2 protein-coding genes are annotated in these 3,532 nt (G+C 36.9%); both read left to right on the top strand.

Annotated elements, in window-relative coordinates; all coding sequences use genetic code 11:
* Nucleotides 1-2,066 (top strand): efflux RND transporter permease subunit (locus F6K22_RS35935; RefSeq protein WP_293109387.1); only part of this gene is annotated, 2,066 nt, incomplete at its 5' end.
* Nucleotides 2,067-3,290: 1,224 nt separating this feature from the next.
* A partial coding sequence (locus F6K22_RS35930; RefSeq protein ID WP_293109386.1) for a hypothetical protein occupies nucleotides 3,291-3,532 on the top strand: 242 nt, incomplete at its 3' end.

Here is a 3,532-nt window from a genome sequence, read left to right as displayed (position 1 = left end):
CAACTATAGCAAAATTGCAGTCTGACTTACCTGAAATTAAACTCGTTTTAGCAGAAACTCAAGCAGATTATATTCAGGAGGCAACTCAAGCTACTATTGATGCTTTGTTATTAGGAATTATTCTGGCGGTGGCAATAATTTTTCCTTTCTTGCGGAATGTTGCGGCAACAATGATTACAGCTTTGGCAATACCTATTTCCTTATTAGGAACTTCTATTGTTATGGCAATATTTGGATTTAATTTAGAAACTATTACTCTCCTAGCATTGGCAATAATTATTGGAATTATTGTTGATGATGCTATTGTAGATGTGGAAAATATTGCTAGACATCTCGAAGCAGGAGAAACTCCGAGACAAGCTGCAATTTCTGGCACTGATGAAATAGGTTTAACTGTTGTTGCTTCTACTTGCACTATTGCAGCAGTATTTCTGCCAGTTGCTTTTATGGGAGATACTCTCGGTCAATTTTTTCAACCTTTTGGTTTAACTGTTTCCGCAGCAGTATTAATTTCTTTATTGGTTGCCCGCACTTTATCCCCAGTATTGGCAAGTTGGTGGCTAAATGAAGTCAGAAGTCAGAAGTCAGAAATCAGAAGTTATCAGAATTTAGAAGGAAATAATAATGAAGTTAAAAGTCACAAGTCAACCCCAAGGGAGCAAGAAAATTTATTAAATCAAACACCACAGTGGGAGAATATTTTATCAAATCAATACCAAAAATTACTTAACTGGTCACTAGACCATCGCAAAATTGTCATTGCAATAGCTTTACTCAGTTTTGTTGCTGGTGTAGCCATGATTCCTCTAATTCCTAAAGGGTTAGTACCTCAACTCGACCGAGGAGAATTTAATATTACCTACTCTTATCCTCTGCCTAATTTTGCCACTAATACTGAAAAATCTCTGCCTCCCCAAGAAATTCAACCGCCTCCTCAAAACTCAATTTTTGGGGAAGGTGCATTTAATTGGATAAACGATCTAACCAACTCTCCCACCAGAATATTGTTAAGAAAATCTCGGAGAATAGCTCAACAAATTGAGCAAATTGTTTTATCTTCCCCAGAAGTAGAATCAGTTTTTAGTATCGCAGGTTTCCAGGGTGAACCAAATCGTGGTAAAGTGTATGTGAAACTGAAAAAAGAGCGGTCGCTAACCACTACCCAAGTACAAGAGCAAACTCGTACTGCTTTATCAGAATTAGAAAAGGTTACTGTCAGTGTTGAGGATATTCCTTTTGTGGAGACTGGTGCAGGAAAACCTTTTGAAATAATGCTGTTGGGAGATAACCGGGAAATTCTTCACAATAGTGCTACCGAAATTCAAACTCAGATTCAAAAAATACCGGGTTTTGTAGACATAACTATAACGTCTCAGTTTCAGAATTTTGATAACCCGATGGAAATAACTCGTCGCGGTCTGAAACAGGTTGTGTATATTACGGCTAATCTCTCTGATGGTTTGGGATTAGCGGATGCTATTAATCTAGCAGTAGATATAGCTCAACCTATTTTACCAGATGGTGTCGAGTTAGACTTGGGAGGAGATTCTCTGAGAGTGGGAGAAGTATTTGGTAGTTTTGGGGTAACTTTAGGTTTGTCTGTTGTCTGTATGTTGACAGTGCTATTGTTACTTTTTCGTAGATTTTTAGAACCTTTGGTAGTAGGATTGTGTTTGCCTCTATCTATTGTGGGAGCAATGTTAGGGTTGTTAGTTACTCAGAGTGATTTTGGCGTTATTTCTTTATTAGGTCTGATTTTTCTCCTGGGTTTGCTCGACAAAAATGCCTTGTTGTTGATGGATTATATTAATCAATTGCGTCAGTCAGGGTTAGACCGGAGAGAAGCAATTTTGCAAACTGGGATAGTGCGACTGCGACCGATTTTAATGACCACAAGTTCGACTGTTTTAGGGATGTTGCCGATCGCTCTGGGATTAGGAGCAGGAGCAGAATTACGACAACCTTTAGCTGTGGGGATTATTGGCGGGTTGATTACTTCTACATTGTTGAGTTTAATTGTAGTTCCTGTTTTGTATACTTTATTAGAAGATTGGTGGGAATTGTAAAAACAGTTGGGTTAGTTGCATAATTTCATTAGTCGTCAGGCGATTGGTTGCTTTGCTACGAATGGCAGCAATCATTTCTTCTCCTCCATTAAAGTTTTGAAGCTTGTGAATTTGCAAAGTATCCGTTCTACTGCAAGTTGAACTTCTGTACCTGGTCGAAACTCAAGTAAGTTTTGAATTTATCGAGGGATAGTTATTTTTCTTTCAGCGTCAATTTTTATAATTTTTATCCTTTTGGGTTAAAAAGTTTGGATAATGTTTACTGCTAGTATATCATTTGGCCTTGCTGAATCAAACTATGAATTAAGATAAACACTATTTTTTTTCAAAAAGCGATTGCTTCTACCTGGGACTTGAGCGATCGTATGTTAATAAAATTTTTTTACTTAATCATACAACTACCTGAATACTACTTGATAAAAATTTCACAATTACTTTTAATTTATGTGAAAAATTATTAAGTCAGAAATTAAATACATCAAAATTTGCACGATTTTTTTCTATAAGACTGATGTATAGATGTGGGTTAGTTCAAATCTAATTAATTTTGCACGATTTTTTTCTCCAGGGCTGATATATAAATGTAGACTTGTTCAACCCAATGTCCAAACTAATTATCAACTGATTTATCCATAGGAGGTCAACATTGTATTTGAGCTAGTATTTTACAACCGTGGGACTACTTAAACTAGATTCTTGTTTTCTAGTTTGTCTACTTGTATGCAAATAACAAGCAGCAAAAATAAAAAAAAAGATTAAGGAAAACCGGGAATTATACTTCTAAGCTCACCATTATATCAGAGCGATCGCTCAATATATCTTTCCAACCACAATTTAGATCGAAATCTGGTTTAACCAGAATCATGTATTCCCACTACTAACCACTCGTAGAGGCAAACGACCGTTTGCCTGTACATAGGGATTTTTGTTCTTTAATAGCGATCGCTCTTTGAAAATATTAGGACTTATATCATGTCCGCTTAAATAGTTATAATTAGAGTTCGTAGTAGGGCTTTAGCCCTATCTACACTTCGGGCTAAAGCCCTACTACAAACAAAAACTTTTTTTATCACTGATTATCCGGACATGATATTACCGATGAGAGAAGCAAAATCTAGGTTTGAGATTGCTTCCCTATGCGCAATGACGGAAATACCTGGTATTGCGTAAGTCCTGAATATCAAAAACACAAACCTAACTTTGATTTCAAACCAGGAGTGTTATATGTCTACCAAACTCAAGTCACTCTTTCCCTTTGTCCGTAAAATATTTGCTACAACCATAACTTTAGCAACCACAGCTTTCTTCACCACTGGAAATGCTGCTGCAATATCTATTACCTCCACAGTTAAAGCTGACCCTAATACAGTGCCAACAACTGGCACTTCTCTACAAGATGGAGATTTTCGGCTTACTGGTTCGGCTGGTCGCTTAGGTGATGGACTCGATGACATAGCTTTTTGGGA

Origin of the sequence: Okeania sp. SIO2F4 (assembly GCF_010672385.1) — a bacterium.
Classification (GTDB): Bacteria; Cyanobacteriota; Cyanobacteriia; order Cyanobacteriales; family Microcoleaceae; genus Trichodesmium.
The sequence above is the reverse complement of the archived record's forward strand: the minus strand, read 5'-3'. Positions and strand labels throughout refer to the sequence as shown.